This window comes from Novosphingobium sp. B 225 (assembly GCF_002198665.1).
Taxonomy (GTDB): Bacteria; Pseudomonadota; Alphaproteobacteria; order Sphingomonadales; family Sphingomonadaceae; genus Novosphingobium.
Map to the genome: position 1 here is coordinate 1 of NZ_MWLM01000038.1, position 22562 is coordinate 22562.

Genomic DNA, 22562 nt, shown 5'->3' on the forward strand with positions numbered 1-22562 from the left:
GCTAACACCGCCGCCGCCCCCACCGCCGCATGACGCGAGCAACAGCGAAGTAATCGCCAACAGGTGGGCCACCTTGCGCATTACCGCAGCGCTCCAATTGCCCGCGCGGCTTCGCCCAGCGCTGCTCGGAAAGCGGGCGGGTCATAGCTGTTTGGACTGCCGACGGCGGCATAGGCGCGTTCGATATGCCCCCGGATCCCCGCCGCAGCGCCGACCGTGATCCGCCCTTGTTTGACCAGCGCATTGAGCAAGGTATCGACCGCCATCACCGCCTGGGCGGATCCGGCATAGTCGGTAAAGCGCGGGGAAGTAGCCTTGCCCGCGATTGTGGCGACCACGGTAAACGCCGTGTCGGCCCCGCCGCCCGACTTTGCCAGTACACCCGATAGCACTCCCGCAGAGGCCGCCAGCTTGTTCGCCGCTGCCTGGGCCGGTGCGCGGCCGCTGCCCATTGCGCTGTGGAAATTGCGCGCCGCCGCATCGAACTGCGCCGCCTGGGCGGGGGCCAGCACACGGGCCACCGCAGACAGCAGGATCATGTTCTCATCGTTGTAGGGCGGCATGCCGAACGGGATCGGACGCCCTGGATTGGTCTCGAAAGTCAGGCTGCGCTCGGCCTGGTCAAAGATCCGGCGATGGCAGCTGTGACAGTCGTAGAAACTGAACTGCGGGAAGACACCGTCATTGGCGAGTGCAGGCACAGCATAGAGGCTGAGCGACCGCCGGACGGCTTCGGCCTGACCCACGGCCCACAACCGCACGGAATCACTGCGCCCCTTGCGCGCCTGATAGTCCGCATCTTCGTCATGGTGCTGCTGCAGCGTCGAAAACAGATCAAGCTCGAACGCGATCCGCGGGTGACCGGCGGCCATCATCCGGTGGGTAACGAAGTGCCCCGGCTTGCTGCTGCCAAGGTGGCAATCGAGGCAGACACCGGCACGGACCTGCGGGTTTTCAAGCGGGGTCAGACCCAGCGAAACATTGGCCTTGTGCGTGCCAAAGACCGTGTAATGCGAAGGCAGCCACCCGCCCGCCGCACCGTGGCAGCTTTCGCAGCCGACTCCATCGGATAGGTGAAACACTGGCGCGCGCAGCTGCGCCGGGGCATCGGTGGCGTGGCAGCCCAGACAGGCCGGAGCGCCGGTTGCATTGCCCAGGCCCAGGGTCGCCGCGATCTGCTGTCCGCGCTTTCCGGCCAGCGCGGCATAGGCCCGGCTGTGCGCGCCGCCCTTGGAGGAAGGGTCCTGCCAGCGCAGCAGTTCATCCTGCCGCACCACCGCCCCGTTGCCTTCGGATCGGCCATGACAGACCGATCCGGCGCAAGTCGCCACACCAACAAAGGCAGTCTGGCCAACCGGCCCGTTGCTGACCGCGGCCGGGCCGGGATTGCCTGCCGCCAGAACCGGCGAGAGTAGCAGCCCACCGGCAAGCAGGATCAGAGCAGCCAGCGCGCCCAACATGCGTCTCATCACTGTGCCCCCTGATCGACCTGCCTGTTCGCGGCATCATTCTGGCACACTTCGCCCGGTGGGCAAGCCCCTTGCCAGAGATCATCGTTGCCAACGCCGGTCACCGGTTCGTCAATGAGCGGCGGCGAACCGTTTTCCTGCTGCGGAGCAATCGAAATCAAGGGCATGATCCCCAGGGTGCCGCCGCTGCCGGTACCTTCAGGCGAAAGCGGCTTGATCAAAGTGTCCCTGCCCGGCCGCAAGCCCGGAACGAATGTGCAATCCAGCCCGATCACGCAGCCGTTCACGCTTGACAATGCGTCAAATGCCCCCCCGGCCGCAGGCACCGCCCCGTTGATCAACAAGGTGCGCGCGGTGTTGAGCCCGGTTACCACGATCCCCGCCGGATCAAGCGTCTGGCCATTGATGGCAATCTGCGTCGTCGCTCCTCCGGTACGGATGGAAACCGCACCGGCGGTGAACCCGCGGCGATCCGCATAGGCGGTCGATAGCCCCGAGTTCTGGATAAAGAGCCCACTCGTCACATCGAACGCAATCGATCCCGCCACCAGATAACCGTTGGCGCGCGGATTGCTGGCCGGTTGGTCAAGCAGCGTATTGATCTGCTGCAGAGATCCCGCTGAACGCAGCGCCGCAATCGTCGCCGCATTGGCAACCCTGATCGTCCCCGCCTGAAGGTTGAGCGTTCCAAGCGGTGCATTGCTGGCTGAAAGCAGACCGATGCTTCCCGTATCGGTAACAATGTCGATGTCAGTCGGATCGATCGCAAAAGTGTCCGCCGCACTTACGGTGCGCAGATCGACAGCGCCTTGCACCACAATTCTGCCGGTCGAAACCAGCTTTAACGTAGCGCCCGCGCCAAGATTGCTGCCAAAGGCCAGCGCCAGATTACCAACGATCATGTCGGCCGGGCCGCCATTGTCGGGGGCCTTGATCGTGATCTGCTTGTCAGCGAACAGTTGCAGCGCTTCTGCCGCCGACAGGGAATAACCACCAGAATTGTCAGCACCGCCAACAAAGGTGCGGTTTGATAGCACGCTGTTCTGCAGGACGATGGACTGGGTAAAGCCGCGCTGGCCCAGATTGTTGGCACCCAGGTCTATGTCGCCTGAAGTCACCGTGATCGCCGTGCCGGTCGAGAAACCCCGCATCCGGAACATGCCGTTGGTCTGCGCCGAAAGGGTTCCGCGTGATAGCGCACCATCGATCTGGATCCCGTCGCGGCCAAGCAGTGCGATCTGACTGCCGCTTAGCTTGCGCGTTGTCAGCGTGCCTGCGGTGCTGGACAGCGTCAGCCCGGCACCAGCCGTGGCATCGCCCCCAATCGTCATGCCGTCACGCGAAGTGGCCTGGATCGCACCGCTGGCAGTGATCGCGCCTGTGGTCAGTGATGTCGCCGCGTTCAGGCTGACGTCACTGCCGCTGATCGGCCCGGACGCTGCAAACGCGCCGCCCGTGCTGGTCAATGTGACCGCACCGCTCGCATCGACTGTGGCAACGGCCAGATCGCCAGCTGTCTGCAACAACACACTGCCAGCTGTGGCCTTGGCCTGAGCAAAACTGAGCGAGCCCGGCGACTTGATCGAAAGCGAACGCCCCTGCGCGCTTACAACGCCCGCCGAAGTCAAGGCGGCAACAGTCACATCACCGTTCGCCGATTGCAGGCTGGTCGTGCCGCCCGACTGAACACTGTTGAGTGTGACTCCGGTGCTGCCGTTTACCGCCAGATTGCCCCCCGCGCTCAGCGTGCCGCTTGAAGCAACCGCCCCGCCACTGCTGGTCAGGCTGAGCGTGCCACTGGCGCTGGCGCTGGCTACCGTCAGGTTCCCCGCCGCAGTGACCGTAGCGTTGCCCGCACTGGCCGTAAGGCCCGCGAAAGCAAGTGGGCCGCTGGAAACGATGGTGACTGATCGACCATTTGCTGTGACAGCGCCGGGCGAGACCAGGTCAGTGGTAATCGCAATGGCACCATTGCTTGCGGCAAGCTGGGTCGTCCCGCCCGACGTCAGCTGCGCAGCGGTGATGCCTTGGGTGGCACTGATCGCAACATTGCCAGCCGCGCTGACCGGAGCCCCCGTGGTAAAGCTGCCCCCGGCCTGAACGCTCAGCGCGCCGTTCGAAGTGATCCCAGCATCGGCGGCTACATTGCCTCCGGCGCTCAGGGTCACCCCGTTGCCGCTAACCAGTCCGGTGGTGCGGATCGCACCAGCGCTGCTGGTCAGGCTGGTTGTGCCGCTGGCCGATACGGCTGCGGCGTCCAGATTGCCCGCCGTCTGGATCGACAAGTTGCCGGCAGTTGCCTGCGCGGTGGTAAAGCTGAGCGCGCCGGGTGACTGGATCGCGACCGAACGCGCCTGGGCACTGACCGCGCCAAGCGAGCTTAATGCTTGCACGGCAAGCGCCCCATTACTGGCCTGCAAGGTCGTCGCCGCGCCAGATTGCAAACCGTTTAGCGTAATCCCGGTGTTCCCCTGAATCGTCGCGCTGCCGCCCGCAACGAGGGTGCCACTGGATGCGACGTCGCCGGTGCTGCTGGTCAGGTTAAGCGTGCCGCTGGCACTGGCATTCAGCACAGTCAGATTCCCGACCGCAGTGACCGTAGCGTTGCCCGCGCTGGCGGTAAGGCCCGTGAACGTGAGCGGGCCGCTCGAAACCAGGTTGACCGACCGGCCGTTCGCAGTAACCGCGCCGGGCGAGACCAGGTCAGTGGTAATCGCAATGGCACCATTGCTTGCGGCAAGCTGGGTCGTCCCGCCCGACGTCAGCTGCGCAGCGGTGATGCCTTGGGTGGCACTGATCGCAACATTGCCCGCCGCGCTGACCGGGGCTCCTGCGGTAAAGCTGCCCCCGGTCTCTACGCTGAGCGCAGCAGCGGACGTGACCGCCGCATCGGTGAGCACATTGCCCGCCGCCTTCAGCGTGATGCCGTTGCCCGTAATCGCGCCGGTGGTGTGGATCGCCCCGGTGTCGCTGGTCAGACCGACCTGCCCGGTCGCGCTCACCGCAGTCGCATCGAGATTCCCCGCCGTGCGGATCGCCAGATCGCCTGCCGTCGCCTTGGCCGTGGTGAATGACAGCGCGCCCAGCGAAGTCAGATCGATGCTCTGCGCGGTCGCGCGCACCACGCCCGTCGAACGCAGGTTGTGCGAGACGACCAGCGCCCCGAACGGCGCGGTAAGGTCAGTGTCGCCACCCGATTCTAGATCGGTCATGTTCACACCGGTCTGGCCGTTGATCTGCGTCAGCCCGCCCGAACGGATCAGCCCGGTGGTCTTCAGATTGGCCCCGCTGCTCGACATGGTCAGCGCATTGGCCACATCGAACCGCTGCCCGGCGGCCACATCAAGCGCGACGCTGGAGGCCGAAAAGACCCCGGCGAGCCCGTTTACGATCACCGACGCGCCATCGATCCGGCCATCAAAGCCCTTGAGCACGGGATCGTAAGCCTGACTTGAAGCGACGAAATTGCCGTTGATGGTCAGCCCCGCGGTGGGGGACAGCACACTCGCGCGGAAGCGGGTCAGCGCGGCGGCGGTGCCGAAGCCAGTGCCATCTGCGCGAAGGTTGAGGTCGAACAGCGACCGCCCCGCCGGACCCGCCACACTGTCCACCAGTTCGAACGCGGCGCTACCCGCCGTGCTGGTGCCCGTAGTCTGCACAAACAGGGTGATCGGCAGACCGGTGACCGGATCGAAACCGTTGACTTCGACAAACGGCCCAAGCGCCAGTCCGCCGCTGCCCGATACGGTGGTATTGCCAAAAGTGAACCGGCCGTCCGCCAGTGCCATTCTGGCCGCACCGCCCGTGCTCGCCCCTGCAGCGCCGTTTTTCAGATTGCTGATGCCGGACAGACCACCATTTCCGCCCAGACCATTGGCAAGGACCGAAACCCCGCCAACGAATTGGAGGTTGGCGGTGGTGCTGCCGGGCGGCATTGACAGTGCCGCACTGCCACCGCTGCCGTTGCCGCCGGCACCGCCGGTTTCGGTGGCCACGCCGTTGGCATTGCCCATCCCGACCCCGCCAAGACCGCCCGCATCGAGCGTCAGGTCATTGACCGCAAGTGTTCCCGCGCTGATCGTCAACGCCGCATTGCCGCCAGTACCGTTGCCCGCTGCGGCCACCAGTTCGCCAACCTCGGCCGTTTCCGCCAGCCCGCCGCCCGTTCCACGCGCGCTGACCTTGAGAGCCCCGGCCAAAGTGCCCGTGCCGCCGCTTTGGGTAAAGCTGGACGTGCCGCCAAAGCCATTGCCAGACTGGAAGCCGGTAGTGGTCGAGGGCGCGGAATTGCCGCCCTGGCCACCCGCCTGCACCAACAGGGAATCAGCGGTGAACACACCATCGCCAATCGCAGCCCGCGCCGTGCCACCACGCCCGGTTCCGCCATTGCCAGCAAGCGTGTCACCCACATTGCCCGCAGCATTGCCGGTTGCGTCAACAGTGACCCCTTGCAGGGTCATTCTGCCCATTCCGGTCCCGGCCAGCATTTCGACCACCGCCGTGCCGCCCAGCGCGTCAAAGCCATCCCCGTCCGCACGCCGATTGAACTGGCCCGCTTCAGCCCCGGCTCTGACCAGCGTTGCCCCGGTAACGTCAATCTGGCCGTCTTGGACATAGACCCGCGCCGAACCGCCCTGGGCATTGGCCCGGGTCGGACCGCTGCTGCCCAATCCGCGCGCATCGAGCAGCATGCCGCCGGTGCCAGACAGCGGAGCAATGGTCAGGCGGCCGCCATTGGTGGCACCGACCTGGATCTTGCCGCCATTCGCAGTGCCCGATTGGGTGCCGACGCCAGCCCCTTCAGCCCAGGCGGTGGCGACCAGCGATTGCGCTGTCAGCGTCCCGCCATTGGCGAGGATATCGATTGTGCCGCCCGTGTTCGCCGCCGAACGCTGGGTGGCAGGGGAATAGTCAAAGGCATTGAAGGCCGCAGCCGCCGTGGCGGTGAGATCGCCCTGGACTTCCCAGCTGCCACCACCGTCGATCAGTACATTGATCGACCCGGCCTTGGCGAACGATCCCGCAGCACCGTCGAAAGCGCCGGTTGCGCTGGCATCAAGCAAGGTTGCCGCTGTGGCGAGGATTCCGCCGCCGCCGACATGGAGCGTTATCGCTTTGTTGCTGCCCTGCGCATTGCCGCCAAGCCCGCCCGATCCCAGCGCCCGTCCCGCCACCACGCTGGCATCGACGTTGAGCGTCGACCAGGCCGGCTGATCGGAAGTGATGTCGATATTGACCGTTCCGCCCAGCGCATCGCCCGCGGTTGAACCGGCCAGCGCCGCCGCGCCACCGCTGGCGCGGACCCCGATCTGGACCTGCCCCAGATCAAGCTGCGAGCCGGTGTCAGTGATCGCAATCGAACCGCCAACGCCTTGCCCGGCGGTGCCTCCAACCACATTCCCGGTGCCGCCAGTGCCCTGAGCGAACAGTCCGGTTGAGAGGGCCTGGATCATGCCGCCATTGGTAGCGGTCAGGCTGGCGAGACCGCCCTTGCCCGCTCCATTCAGGCCGCCGATACCATTGGCGGAAAGGGTCAGGGCCTGCGCCGAAATCTGATCGCCATCGACCGCAACCTGCGCTGTTCCACCTTCACCATCCCCGCCTGATCCGTTGTTCGCGCCATCCGCGCTGATCGCAACGTCGGCCAGAGTGATCGAGCCGGTGCCCGTCCCTAGCCGCGTTTCCAGAATCGCGGTACCGCCCTTGGCGGCAAAGGCTCCGCCGCTCAGCAGTCCGTCAAACTGGCTGGCCCCGGCGTTGGCCCTCAGCGTGGTCATACCGTTGACCGCAATCGTGCCATTTTCGGTATAGAGAGAAACACTCCCCCCCGTCGCATTGGCACTGCTTGGGCCCGCCGCGCCCGTGACACTGGCATCAAGCGTCAGATTGCCCGCCCCGAACGGATCGATCGGACTGCCGGCCGGCAATCCGTTGACCGAGATTTGCCCTCCGGCGAAAGCTCCGACCGCGATTGAGCCGCCCTGCGCTTGCCCGGCAAGGTTCGCCGCCCCGGCGCCTTCTGCGGTGGCGCTGGCAAAGATGTGGTCAAGCCGGATCGCGCCGTCATTGGCAGTGATCGAGATCAGCCCGCCAAAGGTATCGGGCGTAACCTGCACATCCGGGCGATAGGTTTGCGCGTCAATCCGTGCATCGGCCCGCGCGATAATGTTGCCGGTCGCCCCGCTGATCCCGCCCGAATAGAGCGTGGCCTTGCCATCCACCTGCACATCGATCCCGCCGGCATCGGCAAAGGCATTGCCAAGGGTTCCGTCGATCCCGGCCAGAGCATTGGCATCAAGTGTGATGTCACCCTGAATATAGAAATTGGCTCCGTTGCCGACATGCAGCAGGATCGCTTCGTTCTGCGAAAAGGCATTGCCCGAATGGCTGCCCGGCGTCAGCGGCAGTCCGGCAACCGCGCTGGCATCGGCGGTCAGACGGCTCCAGCCCGCCGAATTACCTTGAATATCGACCATTACTGCGCCGCCGAAACCATCGCCGCCCCGGCCAGCCGCCGTATTCGCCACTCCGCCGCGGCCAACAGTGCTGGCGGTGACATCGCTGAAATTGAGCGATCCGCCCTGATCCAGCACATTGATAATGCCGCCACTGCCCCGGCCGCCCTGAGTATCGGCATTGCCGCCGGTCCCGCGCGCCTGCAAATCAACGATCCCTGCGGCTACCGATCCACCGGCACTGGTCTGAACGGTAATCTTGCCGCCCAGGGCATTGCCCGCAGTGGTCAGGGCATCAGCTGACTGGGCATTGGCCCGGATCGTCAGCCCGGCCGAAGCGACCGACCCGCGCTGCGCTTCCACCAGTACGGTGCCGCCGGTTACCGCCGCGCCGATTGCCGGGGTCGGATCGGTCGGATCTGCCGCCCCCGAAGCGTCGATCGTCAGGTCGCCGCCGACCGTGATCCGCCCGACCGGACTGGTCAGCGTGGTATTGATCGCGCGGACATTGACCGTACCGCCGCTTTCGAACAGGCCCGCCTTAAGATCGAGCTTGCCGGTGGCCGAAACCAGGCTGTCATCATCGGCGATCACATCGATCCGCTTGCCTGCGGTCAGGCTGGCATCGGCCTGAAAGCTGACCGCATTGGTCGCCGTTGGCTGAACCTTGATCGTATCGGTGGCGTTGGCGGTCAGCGCGTTGCGGATCGTCGCGTCGGCGATCGTCATGTTGCCCAGCGCCAGCGCCTGCGTCGCGCGCGGGACATAACTGCCAAAGCCAGCAGACAGCACTACCGCGCTGCCCTCGTTGCTGGCCAGCGCCGCCGGGGCATAACCAATGGTGCCTGACAGCATCATGGTCAGCGCCGTGTTTTTGGGCATGGCGACCATCTGGATCACCTGCCGGTCGGCAGCAGTGTCCGATGCAGGGCCGGTGGTTGTGCCGGTATGAACGATCCCGTTGGCGTCCTCAGTCCCCTGTGAGACCACAATGTCAAGCAGGCCGGTGTTGATCGAAATGTCGGCCTGTTCGGCAGCGACCAGAGCGGTCTGGCCATCGACATTGATCGTTCCGCCCTGGACCACGCGCGGCGCGACCAGCGCGACATATTGCGATGTGCCCTTGCCAGTTGCCTGGATGGAAGCACCCGGATTAACCACTACCGAACCGGTCGATCCAGCCGTTCCGCGGAACCGGATCGAACTGCCCGGCCCATACAGCCCGCCCGTAGTGTCAATCGCATCCGTGGTCAGCACCAGCGAACCGACATTGAACGTGGCAGTGCTGCCCAGTACGATCCCGGTCGGGCTGTAGAACCAGATGTTCCCGCCCCGGACCCCGTTTAGCAAGCTGTTGACCGTCCCATTGAACGTCACCGACCGCGCGGTTGGCGCACCCAGCGCATTGCGCGGCTGGATCCGGTTGAGCACGGTATAGTCAGTCAAAGCGGGCCCGGACCCGAATACATCGAAGGTTGCCGTGGTACCCGCAGTCTGGAAATTGACACTCCCCGTCCCCGACACATCCGTGGGGCTCCAGTCAATAATGGTTTCGGCATTGCTGACCAGGATCGAGGTTACACCAGGACCCGTAGTGATGAATGTCGAAGGGCTGGTAGTCGATCCCGTGGCCTGAAACGACTGCGCCCGCACCGCAGCAGGCTGTGCCGCCAGCACCACGGCCATGGCCGCCAGACTGACCCGACCAAGGGTGGCAAAGCGCTGCCCAGCGCGGATCATTTTGTCTGCCATGGCACCAACCTGGTTGTGATCGTGAACAAGACCCGCACATCACCCAGTGCGGTTTGCGTTCCCGCTTTGCCAAGCGGGGCTGCAACGGTGAGATTGACATCGGCATGATCGCCCCAGCGCGCCCGCACCCCGCCACCGGCCGACCAGACATGGCGCGGATCGGGAGTGAACCCGCCGTCATTGGTCCAGGCCCATGCGGTATCAAGGAAGGCAAACGGCTGAAATGCAAAACCATTCAGCTTGCGCGGCGCGCGGTGGCCAAACCGCAATTCGACCGCGGTTCCTATTCCGCTATCGCCCTGAACAATTCCCGGATCGAACCCACGTCCGATGCTGTAATTGCCCAGGCTGAACTGTTCGAAATTGAGCAAAGGCTGCGAACTGTACTGCCCGCGCGGCGCGATCACTATGCTGAAGCGCGGATCGGCGCGGAATTCCAGCTCACCGTCAAACCGCACCAGCGCCGCGCGCGGATCGGCGGTGATATTACTGAGCGGCAGATTGGGGGGAGTACAGCGGCTTACCGGAACGCAGGCAGCGCTCGCACCGAACAGCCCGGTGCCCTTGCGCAATTCGATCCCGCCCGTCAGGTGCAGGCGCGGTTCGGCCACGCTGTAGCCATTGCTGCCATCGATACTGGCCCGGTCGGTCAATTCCAGTTCAAGCCGCGAATAGGCCACCCGCAGCTTGTCCTGGTTGAGCCGCGTCGTGCTGAAATCGACCGACTGGTTGATCAGGTCCAGCCCAGCGCTGCCTCTGAGCGTCAGTGTCTCACGCCTCTGGAATGGATAGGACAAGGACAGGTTGCCCATGACCGTCTTTGAACGAAAGGTTCCCGAGGCGATCGACGGCCGCGACCGGCCATAGACGAAGCGCCCACCCAGCCGCAGACCGTTTGCACCAAGCGCCATGTCGTGCCCCACTTGCAGCACGGTCTGTTCGCGGGTCTGGACGGTGTTGAACAGGCTGATCAATGTCCGGTCGCCAAGCCCCGTCACATCGTTGAACTGGACTTGCCCAAACAGCCCTTCGCGCCCGGTGGAGATCGAGCCGAGATTCTGACCGGACAGATAGACTTCAATCGGCCGCCGCTTGACCAGGACGTCGCCCACGACTTCCCCCGGAGTGCCCCCGGCCGGACGGAGCACCAGCCGGACATCCAGCCCCGGCAGATCACGCAGCAACAGCAAGTGCCGTTCGGCCTGACGGGTATTGAACCATTGCTGTCCGATCAGGCTCTTGAGGTGGGCCGCGATCAGGCGTTCGGCATGCCCGGCATCGCCGCGCACTTGCACATCGACCAAACGCGCAACCAGCACGTCCATCCGCACCGTCCCGCCCTGCTCGATCCGCTGCGGCGGAATCTGGACCGCCGCGAGGTAGCCCGCCTGACGCAGTGCCGTCGCCGCCCGGTCCCGCACTTCGCAAAGCGCTGCGATCGGTTGCTCGGTTCCAGCCATCGAAGTCCAGGCCGAATCGAGTATGCCGCCCGGCAGGACTGGTGCCTGGCCGAAATCGACTTTGGCGAAATTGACCCGCACATTGGCATAGGCTGGGTCAGCCAACGGGCAGGGTCCGCGTTCAACCCCGCCCTCAACGGTCAGCTTGCCAATCTGGTCGCGGCTTTGCGGCGCAACTGAGCCGCGCTCAATCTCGTCACGTGTGGGCAGCGAGATCGACTGGGCCAAAACGGCAGGTGTGGTGAGACCAATGGCCACGGCAATGCTTGCCGCCTGGGCAACTTGCACCGCTTTCCCCATGATCACCCCTCGAAAGTACATGTAGCCTCCAGCCCGGTTGCCCGGACCAAGTTCGAACTTTCGACCCTGTTGTCCATTGCTGGATCTGTTGGTGCCAGACGCTGGATCATCTGTGCACCTTTCGATCCAGTGCTTAGTGCAAATACCGAAAAGGGCGAACTAAAAACACTCACCTGGCTGTCCCGATGTGAGAGGATCACCCTGAGGCAGTGAGGCTGGCCGCCAGCAGGTCGAGCTGGGCCTGACAGCCCTTGTCGATCAGTAGCGCGGCCGTGTCCTCGGAATTGGTCGGGGCAGCGGGCAGCACGACAAACCGCAATTGCGCCACCTGCTTTCCCGAGCTGTCGGTGATCGCATAACTCGCACCATCACTGACCGGCGCTTTGGCTCCATCCCACGGCGCAACCATATCGCCGGCGGCGAAGCTTGCCGAGGCCATGCTGCCAGCAACACCCTTTAACCCATAGCTCGCCTTTGCCGAGGAATTGGCGCGCCACACGCGCACGTTGGCCGGATCGACAACGCAGACCGGACCCGAAGCCGCCAGATCGACGTACCACAGGTTCGGGCTACGAACCCGGCCGCTGCCTGCACCGTTGCGCACCGCCCCGGTACGCACACGCGCGGTCGAGCGTTGTCGGGTCAATGCAGCGAACACGGAACCGGTCGCGGGACTGGCCCCTTTGCCCAGCGCCATAGTGCCCGGTCCGCGCAGCACGCGCGTGCCCTTCTGGTCAAGTACGGTCACGCTGTCCCCAGCCTGCAGCGTTATGGCGGTTCCAACATCGATCTTCTTGCCCGCGGGATATTGCCGCGCAGACGGGCCACTCGATGCAACGACAATGCCAGCCATTGCCATGCCCGGCAGCACCAATGCGCCCAACGCTGCCACGATCATTCCCGATTTAACCCAGGACATAGTATCCCTCCTTCGTCAGCTTGCTCAAACGCAATACCAGATTCTGCAGTGCCTTATCCTCCGGATGCCGCCCGGCCGCATCACTTGCCAGCCGCAGCGCTTCGTCCGGATCACTGTCCGTCACCGCCGCAGCACGATCCAGTTCGGCACGATCTTCGGCCGGGAAATCGGGCATCGGTTCGTACAGATCGACCGGCTGTGCCCGCCCGCGCAAGCGGACCCGGCCCATTTGCCGCCAGAACTGCTCCAGTCCCGACCGCTCGGCAAATTCACGGCTGGCCATGACCCCGCTGTCCAACAGCTTGTTGGCGGATTCAAGCCGCGAGGCAGTGTTCATCGCATCGCCCAGTGCAGTGTACTGGAACCGCCCTTCACCGCCGAAATTGCCGACGACAGCCTCACCATAGTGCAGTCCCACCCGGGTCTTCCCGATTGGCGGCAATTCGGGCGAAGCGCGGCGGCGGCGGAAATCTTCGCCGGCCAGAAACAAGGCATGACCGGCCAGGGCCGCCTTGGTCCCATCGTCCTCCCGCGCAATCGGCGCCCCCCAAAAGGCCACGATCGCATCGCCGACATATTTGTCGATCACCCCGCCGTGGTCGAGGATCACCTTGCTCAGGCTGTCGAGGTAATCGTTGAGCAAGCTGGCCACCATGTCCGGCGCGATCTGGCTCGACATTTCGGTGAAGCCCTCAAGATCGCTGAACAGGATGTAGATCCGCTGCTGTTCGCCATGGAGCGAAAGCAATTCCGGGTTCTCGATGATTTGCTGGGCAATGTCGCGCGGCAGGTACTTGCCCAGCGCCGATTGCGCGAACTTGCGTTGCACAGAGCCAGAGGCGCGCGCCGCCGATCCTACCGCTGCAAAGGCGACAATCCAGCCTAGCGGCCAGCCAACGGCAGGGATCCATTCGCTGCTGATCCCCTTGTATTCGAGCAGGAATGGCAATCCGCCAAACAGCGCGAGTTGGACCAGCAGGAACGGCGCAAGTCGCAGCGGGCTGACTTCAAGCAGACTTGTCAGTCCGGCGGTAAGCACAACCAGCAACGCCAGCCCGACCAGCGCCCAATCGGGCAAGCCGCGCAGCACCTTGCCATCCAGCATCTGCGCGATCATCGCGGCATGAACCTGAATTCCGGGTGGTACCTCGCCAGTCGAACCGGTCAGCGTGGTCGTTACCCGATCGGTATCGACAATGTCTCCGCCGATCAGAACATAGCGCCCGCGCACCTGGTCTGCCAGCGCCGATGCCACTGCGGGGTCAGCGAACAGGTCGATCTTGAGCGATGAAAATACCGGGCGATCAGCCTCGGCCGGAAGTCGATAGCGGATCGCCCCGTGATAATCGGCAAAGGCAGCCGCTTCACCGCCGCCGCCAGCCGCTACCATTGCCCGGCTTAGCTCGCTGGGGAGCCCCGGTGCCTTGCTTGGCCAGTTGCGGGTGACACCATTGGCGTTGTCGATCCGGATCGAGGCGGGTCGTGCGTCACTGCCGCGAAGGCGGGCCATAAATGCGTCGAGGTTGGACTGCTGATCGAAGACGATGTTCTCATGCGTCCCTTCAACACTCGTGTAACCTACAAAGGTTGGCGTCTGCATGGCCCGCAGGGTGGCGATCAGCGTCTCGTCCTCATCCTGAGGCTGATCGAACAACATATCGATCCCGATTGCCTTGGCCCCCATCGCGTCGATGTTCGCCAGCGCTTTCGCGAGCAGCCCGCGATCAAGCGGGGAGCGCTTGCGCGCAGCGATCAGGGTCTGGTCATCATAAACCACCAGCTGCAACCGTTGATCCTGATCGACCTTTTGCGCTGTCAGGTAGGCACGGAAATCATAGAGTGCGGCCTCTGCCTGATTGAGCACCGGAATGTGCCAGCTGTACCGCGCCAGCCCCAACGCCAGCATCAGCATGGTCACGGTCAAGACCAGTTGCCTCAGCCCTGCCGCGCGCATGTTGCGCCAGCCACGCGCGAGCACATTGGCTCGCGCCCGCTTCTGCTCAGATTGCCGGTCAGCCATGCCGACTGTCAGTTCGGCACCAACGCGCGCGAGCCGTCGCCGATCAGGGCAAACCCCGCCCAATAGAACGGATGCGAGGTTTCCGGATCATCCATCAGTGCAATCTGCGCTGCTTGCAGCGCAGCTCCAGTGGTCTCTCCATGTCCGCCAAAGAACCTCCCGAACAGCCTGCCGGTGGCGTTGTAATCATCGGGAGCAGGCCAATGTGAAGCAATCACCTGACGTCCGCCAGCGGCGATAAAGGCCCGCACCAGCCCGTCGAGCGCCTGCCCACCACCCGTCAGCACCCCTGCCTCGCGGGTCGCGTCTTCGCCCGCCTGGCTGGCCGTATCACAGGCCGACAGGATGATCATATCTGCGTCCATGTGCAGGTTGAAGATTTCATCAAACCGCAGCAGTCCGTCTGATGCCCCGGGACCAAACGAAGTGAGCAGTGCCGGCCGTGCCGGACAGCCTTCTCGCGGGGCATTGGTCAGGCCATGGGTCGCAAAATGGATGACCCGGAAATCGGCCAGATCCGGCATGCCCATCACGGCACTGTCCGAAAAGTCTGCATCGACCAGCAACCGCGAGCCCGAGCCGGTAAAGCTGCCCGCTGCATCGCGCAATTCGCTGGCCGAAATGGGATTGTTCCACGTCGCCACCGGCCAATCGCAGCCTTCCTCGCCCGGACTGGACGAAGCCCCCCGGACCGCGGCCAACGAAGTCACCGGACCGAGTGGCTGGTTCTCCCCAAGCCCCAGATAGCCGCGCTTGGCGGGCGAAGCAGGCGCTTGACGGGCATCGCGAAAGCTTGCCGCTGATAGCGCCGTGCTGACGTTGTGATCGCGTCCTAACCAGGCGATCCCGCGCAGGTCATATTCATCCCCGCCCTGCTGCTCGACGCGGCGGTGATATGCGGCGATACCCGCCTGGTCTGAAACCAGCAGATTGATCGGCAACTGCATCATGGCGCCGTCGGGTTCGAAAATCAGGTGCTTGATCCCACCCAGTTCGGCCCGCATCGGTCCCAGCAGCGTCTGACTGAGCTTCGCATCGCTATCAAGGTCAAACGGAAAGGTGCTGCGAACGCCGTTAACGCTCACCGATATGCTGTCCCGCAAGGCATTTACCAGCGCGGTGACTTCGCCGACATTCTTGTCGAGCCTCCAGCCTTTCCCGCCTTGGGGAGTGACGAGAACGGCATAGACGCCGTCGCCAAGCTGAGCGAGCTTGAGATAGCCTTCACCTGGCCGAAGCACTCCGCGCAGTGCATCAATTCCAATCGTATCGCGCGAGATCGATCGGAATTGCTGATAGGCCGCCAGCCGGTTGAGGACCTGCAACTGTGCTGCGCCAAGGCGTTGCTGTGTCTGGTTCAGCTCAGACAATTGCGGGGCCGCCAAGCCCGCCGCCAGCGCAGCATTGGCCTGCGCAATCCGGATCCGGTTGCGTTCGATGTCACGCGACAGCGCAAGCGAATTGCGGAACAGGTCCGCCGCTTCGCTGTTGCCAGACTGCAATTGCCGCGCAAGCTGGGTCAGGCTGTCTGCCGCGCCCGGGCGCTCGACCAACTGACTGGCCTTGAACAGATCGGCCAACGCGGCAGGATTGTGGTTGGCTTCGCCAACCAGCAATTCAATGTAAGGCAGGATCAGGTTACTCATGCCCACCAGAGCGCCACGATTTCCGGCGATATTTTCCACGATGCCGCGATAGGTTGACCGGCCTTCTTCGGCCTTGCCGTTACGCAGCAGGAAGCCGGCCAGGCGGGCACGGATGGAATTGAGCGATACGCTGTCAGGGTATTGCGTTTCGACCAGAGTTTGCGCTGTCCGAAGGAGTTGTTCGGCCTCACCGCGCTTGCCTTGCGCCTCTGCAACGGCGGCCTGCTCGGACAGGATCTGCGAGCGCAGCCGCACGATCGAAACCACCCGCCCCTGTCGCACTGCCAACGCGTCAGATTCCGCGCGTTGCAGCGCTGCTCGGGCTTCGTCCAGCTTACCCTGCAATCGCAGAAAGGTGCCCCGGATCTGGTCACCCTGAGCATCGATAATTCGCGCCCTTTCCGGGATAGTCAGCCGCACTTCCTGGCCCATGATCGCGGCGTTTGCGGCGGTCCCGCCAGTATTAAGGCTGCGCGCCGTGGCGGGATCGATCCGCACCTGCCGGTCATCGCTGGCCAACGCAACGGCCAGAGGAGGGACTGGACGGGCCAGAATCGACAGCCCCGCGTCCAGATCCGCGCGATTGAGCGCATCGATTGCTTCGAAATTGCGGCTCAGCCGGGTCTGGATCGGATCATTGCTGGCAATTTCACGGGCAGCGGCGAAAATCCGGGCCGCCTGTGCAAATTCGCGCAGATTGGACAGCTGCAACGCGCGGTTAATCGCCATTTCGTGCCGCCGCCGCACCAAATCGGCGGAATCATCGGCGCTTGCATCGGCTGGCAATCCACCAACCGGGTCGAACAGCTCTGCGGCCTGCGCATAGTCACCGGCATTGTTGCGGCGATAGCCCTGTCCAATGATCGCCTCGGGATCGCTGGCTCTCGCATCGGAATTGGCAATCGTCACGTCGGTTCCTGTCCGCACGACCGAAACTTCCCCGCTGACTTGGCGGTTGGTGACCAAGCTTTGCAAGGCCAACCGCAAGGCCGAATCGTATCCACTGAGCCCCTGAACCACGAACAGTGCGCGGCCAGTGCGATAACTATAGGTGCGCCACTGTCCTCCCGATGGTTCGCGACATTCCGATACGGCCACCGTGCCGACGCCTTCCATCGGCTGGCTTGACGCAGGCCGGCACTCAAGGCCGGCCGCCGCTTGCCCCCCGTTGCTTTTCGGGCCGAGCCGGAACGCCGCTCCAACCGCAACTGAGGCATCGCGGCACAGGATCGACCATTTGCGGTCGAAGACCGATGCGCGCTGTCCGCGCAGCGATGCACCCTGCGCCTCGCACACCGATCCGGAACTGCCAATCTGGAAATTTTCCGCAGCCAATGGCCGTTGCTGCGCAGACAGTGGCCCAGCCGCGATCGCAAAAGCAATCGCCAGAAAAAGCGCGGTGCCCCGCAAGCCGGTAACACGGTCGGACATATTCACCCCCTGGTCACGCGCCCGCGTTTGCAGCTTTCTAAGCGGCTTAGCAGCGATACTGCCACCGTTTCCTCTGGCAATGCAAGCAGACTCAGCCAATCGCTTGTCGGGCATGAAGTTGCACACCGGCTTATCTCGGAAATGATCTTGCCGGAGAGCTCACCCTGCAAGAGTTCAGACAAGATCAACCGGATAGATTCGACCACTTCACGGGAGCCCGCGCCTGATCCTTCATCCAACCAGCTGGTCAAACACGCTGCCCATCAGTGCGGATGCATCCAGCGAAGGCTGGCGCACGGTCATGTTATCCAAGCTGAGGTCCAGGCCGTTGGCTTCAGACCAGCGCACTGGAAAGCTGACCCCCAGTTCCATATTCGGCCCGAACTCGCCCAGCACCCGCTGCCAAGGCCCGAAAGTGTGCGAAACATCGGTCACCAGCAGGTCAACCCCGACCGTGACCGAAGCCGTGGCTGACAGCCGGAACTTGGGCCGGACATTGGCCTCGAAATTGGTTTCGAGCGAAAGACCGGCGGCGCGGTTCCAGTCAAAGTCGACCGTGGCCGAGGCATCTGCGGCAAGCCCCAGTTCACCGGTCAGCCCAACGCGCCCCTGCGCATAAGCCACTGCTGCCCGCGCGCGCAGGCCGCCACCCACATCGAGGCTGAACCCGGCATAGGCGGGAACATAGAACTGGCCATGACCATGGATCGTCGCGTCCTCCGGCCGGTCGAGATCCATTTCGGCGCTGATCGAGGCATCGCGGATTTGCCCCGGCCCGACATAGGCATTGAACGCGACCCGGGCATCGACAAAAGCAAAAATGCCCACCCCGACCCCGGCCACCGACACACCCCAGATCGGGAATTCAGGCGGCTCCAAATGCAGCAGTTCCCGCGTGTATTCGCGCCGCGCGAAGACATCATAGGTCGGCGGCAGGGCAATCTCGCCGCTCAGGATCACGCGGTTGTCCTGGGTATATTCGATCCCTGCTGTGCCGGTGATGATACTGCCGAACTGGATCGACACACTACCCCGCCCCCAGGCCGTGATCGAATTGCCCACTTCTCCGTCAACCGGATGCCCCTCCTCGTCGATCGCCGCATTGGTCGCGGTGAAGTTGAGAGTGCCGGTCGCCGGGCCTTTCTGCACTGTCGCAGCGGTGGTGAAGGTGACCACACCATCCAGATAACCGATCGTGACAGTGCCGGTTACCCCGGGCAGTGCCAGATTGGCGGTGCCTGTGCCTGAGAAACTCCACGCTTCAGTAGTCGCATCGCGGACGGCGCCAACTGTCAGGGTGGCGTTCTGAATCCCCGGAATATTGGCCACAGGTAGAGGGAATGTACCGCCGATTGTCAGGCCGGTTTCGTGGGAATAGCCAACCTGGATGACCGATCCGGCCAGTGGCCCGCCCAGATTGATCGTGCCGGCAACGTCCACCGCATCACGGGTGATCGTGACGTTCACATTGGCGGAATCAACCCCCGGTATCTTGCCCCGATCGATGCCCAGAGTGGCACGCGCCGTCAGCGTATCATTGATGAAGTCATAAGTTACCCCAACCGATGCCGGGTTGAAGAAATCCGTGATCAGATTGAAATCACCTGCGATCTGGACCCCGCCTTCCCCGGCAGTGGCGGTCACTCCGCCTGTGCCCAGCCCAGCAATCTGAAAACCGGCATAACCCTGGACAAAGAACCCGTTGGCCCCCACCCCAAGTCCAAGCGTCGTCTCCGTGATCGAAAACGGACCAAGGCTGAGGTTGGCGGACGGGATCGGGAAATCCATCCGGATTTCATCCCCGTAGATCATCAGCGGGACGTTGAGCCCCGGCAGCACCAGCTTGGTCGAACCCACGGTGCCAACGCCGGTCAACTGGCCATCCGCGCTGATACCCATGTCGGTGAAATTGAGCGGGCTGAGCAGTTTGAACCGCGTGGTGGACGCTGCCGCGCGGATCGATTCACTCGAAAGGTAACCCGCAATGCCAAGCCGGGGCGAACGTTTGACCGATACCGTTCCGCGCCGCCGCTCGACCAGTTCATCGCCTTCTCCGCGCCGCGTCTTGAACACGGTCACGTCCAGCGTCATCAAGTCCGAACCTTCGGCATTGACGGCATCACCCCCGTTGTAGGTGGCACTGTTGATTTCGACGCCCTTGAACAAAACCTTGTCGGTCGGAATGATCACCCCGCCGTCCGGGCGAAGGCGCAATTCCTTCATCCATCCGCCCTGCGGCGATGGAAAGATGCGGACTCTGGTCGGCGTGACCCCCGGAGCAGGCCTTATCCCGGCGGCAACAAGCTCCGGTTCGGTCAAAAACTTGAGCGCCGACAGGTGATCGCCGCGCGCAATTTGCCCGCGCGTCCAGAAATAGGGTGTTTCGGTGCTGTAATTCGTGCCGCGTGCAACCTGATTGAAGTGGATGTTCCAGGTCGCCTCGGCTGCCTCATAGGTCGCTGGAATGCGATCCTTGCGATCCTGCGGCATGGTCGAAATGGCGCGGGCGCGGTTCAGAATGCCTTCTACATCGGTCTTGATGTTGCGGGCCAGTTGAGACCCGACCGAGCGGTTATAGGACGCTTTCAGGAGCCACATGTTCGAAAGCTGATCCGCGCCGCCGATCTGCATTTCCAGAAAATGGTCGGCATCGAACCGTTCATTCGCTGCGGACGGTACCGATCCATCTTCCTTCCATTGCGGGCGAAGGAGGGCATCTGATGTAACCAGTTCGGTCAGGGTGCCGACAAATATCTGATTGGCCGAGCCTCGGCGCAGCTGCATGTAGTAGACTTGCTGGCTGCCTTCCTGAAACGCAAAAGCATTCGGCGCGGCGCTGAGCTGCTGTTGCAGCCGGTTGCGCATCGCATCTGCAAAACCGCCGGCAGTGCGGGCCTGATCGGTCCAGACCTGTGCGGGTACGGAATCCGGATCGCGGTGCGGCTTCGGCGCGCGCAGATCGAATGGTTGCCCCTCGACCGGGAAGCTCCGGCCCGTGGCATAGGCCGGTGCTGCCGTTCCGCCCTGCGCACCTTTCAATGCCCCGGCGATAAATGGCAGCTTCAATTGAGGAACGTTGATAGTTCCGCCCGACCCCGGGGATGCGGGAATCTCGACGGTCGCGCCGGGCATACTGGGGATCGGGAATATGCTCGTCGCCGCAGCGGTTGTGGCCTCCTCATCACCTTCGGCACGTTGCACCCGCCGCGCCGCGCGCGCGGGGGTGGCGCCTTGCTGGACGGTGTGGGTCAGTTCGTGCGCGATCAGTTCGCGTCCCGCGGCAGAATGGGGCTGGTATTGGCCATGGTTGAAGAACACGTCATTGCCAACCGTGAAAGCCCGGGCATTGAGCGCCCCGGCCGCAGCCGCAGCATCGCTGGAACGGTGGACGCGGACGCCTGAAAAGTCTCGTCCGAACCGCGATTCCATGAAGCCGCGGGTCGAAGTATCAAGACCCGAGGCCCCGCCGGACTGCATTCGGGAAATCGCGCTTTCGACCCCGCCGGGGGCCGTTCCTCCGCCCAACCCAACGCCGCCACCGGCCGGGGCACCGCCACCTTCCTTGCGCTGGGTGCGCTTGGTGGCAGATTTTGCCGGGCCCGGCTCATCCTTGCCGCTTTCCTTCTTGCCGGTTGGAGCAGGCTTGCGCTGGGCTTTGGTTGGGCTCTTCTTCTCCTCACCCTTGGGGGCCTTGGCAGGCCCGGCAGCCTTGCGCTGAGCCTTTGCAGCGGGCTTGGCCGTTTCTTCCTTGGCTGGCGGTGCGGCCAGCTTCTTGCATTGTGCGCCGAGCGGCGTGATCGTTGGCGGGATTGCCCCCGGCGAGCCGCCCTGCATCACCTTGCGCGCGACATGATCCGCCTCACGTTCGAAATGATCGCCCGCCCCGCCCACCGATAGTTTGCGCTGCACGCCCGCAGGCGCCTTGGCCGCACTCTTGCGGTCCTGCTTGCGTTTCGCGGGAACAGGGGCGGCTTGGGCCATCGCCGCGCTATTCCAACTCGATCAGTTTGAGGTTCTGTTCGAGCAGCTCGCGCATCACCTTGCCATGTTCGATGCCCTTCAGCCCCAGTTTTCCGGCAAGATCGCGGTCGCTCAGCCGCAGCAAATCGCCTGCATCGTGGAGCGATTTGGTTTCGGCCGTGCGCAGCGCTTCGCGCGCGGCCGCGATCGTGCCCAGCCCGATGCGCGCAGCGATCGGCGATGCCGCGATCAGCACCGCCAACGGATCGAGCTGTTCGGCATCCTGATCGGGCAGGCTGATCCACAGCCGGACCTGCTGGCCATCTCCATCCGCGCGCACCACGTGGCCGCTCTGCAAGCCGCGCGGAGTGATCAAGAGTCGCGCCAGTTCCAGCTTGTGCGTTGCCAGCCAGGTCAGCGCCCGGTTTAGCGTGAGCCCGACAAGGCCGCGCAGATGCTCAGGCGTTTCGCCAAGCCCGGCATCATCGTCACGCTTGCCGCCGCCACTCTTTGCGCCGGGCAGATCAACCACGCGGTAGCGTGCGATGGGGCCGGCATCGATCACCGCCACCCGGTCTGCAAAAACCTGATCCTTGCCCTTGAACACCGCGAGTTTGAGCAAGGCTTCACTTTTGACCAGCAACGAGAACGAGCCATCCTCGGCGCTGCGGGTCGTTGCAACCTGCGCATCATTGTCCGCCAGCAAGGCGACCGCATAGCCCGGCGCAGGCTTTCCGGCCCGCCGGACATAGCCATAGACGCCCACTTCCCCTTCACCCGGTTCCGGCGGTTCCAGCCGAAGCCGCGCAATTTCGTCTCCGATTGCACTGATCTGAAGCGCTGCCGCATCTGCAGTGGCACGGGCTACCAGCGCCCGGGGCGAATTGGCGCCTTCCAGTAGGCCGACCCGCTCTGCCTCGCGCTTCGCCTGGTTTTGACGCAGCTGGGCAAAAGGCCGGGCGATTGTGTTGCCGGCCAGACCGGCCAGCCCCTGCATCCGCTCGGTCGATGGCAAGCCATCGGAAAAGGACTTCAGGGCGGCAAGATTCTTGGTGTCCAATGGCATCGCTTGGGTCCTAGATAATGCTGAAGTTGGGGTCATCGTGGACTGTGACCTTGGCCGACGTGTTGATCCGGTAGGTCGCATAGT

The 22562-nt window shown here is 63.8% G+C and carries 8 protein-coding genes; all 8 read right to left on the reverse strand.

All coding sequences use genetic code 11. From position 1 onward, the window contains the following. Nucleotides 1-80 precede the first annotated feature (80 nt). A complete protein-coding gene (locus tag MNBBLIKP_RS06610) occupies nt 81-1469 on the reverse strand; it encodes a multiheme c-type cytochrome (RefSeq protein ID WP_088308735.1) in 1389 nt (462 codons plus the stop codon). Next, complete coding sequence (locus tag MNBBLIKP_RS06615; protein ID WP_140420540.1) at nt 1469-9676, reverse strand: beta strand repeat-containing protein; 8208 nt, start codon at nt 9674-9676, stop codon at nt 1469-1471. Before MNBBLIKP_RS06615 ends, MNBBLIKP_RS06610 begins: the two co-directional genes overlap by 1 nt. After that, nucleotides 9661-11457, reverse strand: coding sequence for a ShlB/FhaC/HecB family hemolysin secretion/activation protein (locus tag MNBBLIKP_RS06620; protein ID WP_254912941.1), 1797 nt, complete (start codon nt 11455-11457; stop codon nt 9661-9663). Before MNBBLIKP_RS06620 ends, MNBBLIKP_RS06615 begins: the two co-directional genes overlap by 16 nt. 175 nt (nt 11458-11632) lie before the next feature. Beyond that, nucleotides 11633-12355, reverse strand: a complete 723-nt coding sequence (locus tag MNBBLIKP_RS06625) for a hypothetical protein (protein WP_088308724.1) — start codon at nt 12353-12355, stop codon at nt 11633-11635. Next, the gene (locus MNBBLIKP_RS06630; RefSeq protein WP_088308726.1) at nt 12342-14375 is read right to left on the reverse strand and encodes an adenylate/guanylate cyclase domain-containing protein; all 2034 of its coding nucleotides are present in this window, start codon (nt 14373-14375) and stop codon (nt 12342-12344) included. The genes MNBBLIKP_RS06625 and MNBBLIKP_RS06630 overlap by 14 nt, the downstream gene beginning before the upstream one ends. Nucleotides 14376-14383: 8 nt before the next feature. Further along, nucleotides 14384-17452, reverse strand: coding sequence for a CHAT domain-containing protein (locus MNBBLIKP_RS06635; protein WP_088308729.1), 3069 nt, complete (start codon nt 17450-17452; stop codon nt 14384-14386). A 231-nt stretch (nt 17453-17683) separates the two neighbouring features. Continuing rightward, nucleotides 17684-21361, reverse strand: coding sequence for an eCIS core domain-containing protein (locus tag MNBBLIKP_RS06640; RefSeq protein ID WP_176399694.1), 3678 nt, complete (start codon nt 21359-21361; stop codon nt 17684-17686). A 79-nt stretch (nt 21362-21440) separates the two neighbouring features. Further along, nucleotides 21441-22478, reverse strand: a complete 1038-nt coding sequence (locus MNBBLIKP_RS06645; RefSeq protein WP_088308733.1) for a hypothetical protein — start codon at nt 22476-22478, stop codon at nt 21441-21443. Nucleotides 22479-22562: the final 84 nt, after the last annotated feature.